The 973-nt window shown below is 43.6% G+C and carries 1 protein-coding gene; it reads right to left on the bottom strand.

The window, feature by feature from the left end; all coding sequences use genetic code 11:
• Positions 1-431 precede the first annotated feature (431 nt).
• Positions 432-950, bottom strand: a complete 519-nt coding sequence (locus FDX11_RS01600; RefSeq protein ID WP_126956163.1) for a Rha family transcriptional regulator — start codon at positions 948-950, stop codon at positions 432-434.
• Positions 951-973: the final 23 nt, after the last annotated feature.

Raw genomic sequence — 973 nt, 5'->3', positions numbered from 1 at the left:
TGTCTAGATTATCTGTGGCGATTCATTTTGTTTGTTGCTGGAAACCTATTTATCTCATGCCAGACAGCTATAGCCAACGCCATTACCGCAATCATTAAAACAGTCATGTTAATCCCTGCTGATTTGTTATTCCGAGCATTCTACTCAATTTGTCAACAGAGCGAGATACTAATTAACCATCGGTATCTTCAGCCAAACAGTGTTGGATATCCTGCGCATGCCTTTAGAAACTACAATAGAAGGAGGAATTCGCCTCCCTCGTTTCTATAGGAGGTAACATGTTCTCAGTATTAGATATTTCTTTATTTATTGCTTGCGCACCATCAATCAACCAGATCGTTAAAACCGTTTGTCTGGCTATGCAATTGGCGCTTTTGAAACGCTATGGCATTATCAAGCCCATCAAAAGATGATCTTTGTGATACCCAGAGTCAGCCAATCAGCAATTCTGGCTGCGTCACCTGCATGATGTGCTCATGCTCCAGTGCCAGGACGCGCTTCTCTTTCTTCCGTTCGTTCATCAACCGGCTGCCGATTGTGCCTTTCAACTTGGATCGAGTTTCTTTGATGGCGTAACGGTGCTGCATTTCCTCACCCAAGGCAACTCTTCTGCTAAGTTGCTCAGCCATCCAGTTAAAGGCATTGATGTAACACTCCTTAACTGCGGCGGCGGTTTTGCCAGTAAATCCCATCACGAGCATCATGCATCCATCGCGGGTGATGTTATACATCGGCTGAACATCGCCATTTTTATCAATGAAATCAATGGGCGCAAAATTGCGCTTGGTAAAATCATCGGAGCATTTAAGGTTTCTGATGGCTCGCAGAACGTCTTTGTGTCGTTTACCAAAATAGTTAGCCACTTTTAACGATGTGGTGATTATCTTGTTGTCGAGTGTCGTAACCATTTCGCGGAAGTCGAAGGCAGGAATAACTGACGGATTATTCATAGCGTTTTTACCTTTTAGAAAGA

This window comes from Citrobacter sp. wls714 (genome assembly GCF_005281025.1).
In the GTDB taxonomy this organism is placed as follows: Bacteria; Pseudomonadota; Gammaproteobacteria; order Enterobacterales; family Enterobacteriaceae; genus Citrobacter; species Citrobacter werkmanii.
This window is presented reverse-complemented; position numbering and strand designations above follow the sequence as displayed.

Excerpts from the sequence above, each read along its gene's own strand:
- FDX11_RS01600 (WP_126956163.1), bottom strand. The coding sequence starts at position 950 with ATGAATAATCCGTCAGTTATTCCTGCCTTCGACTTCCGCGAAATGGTT.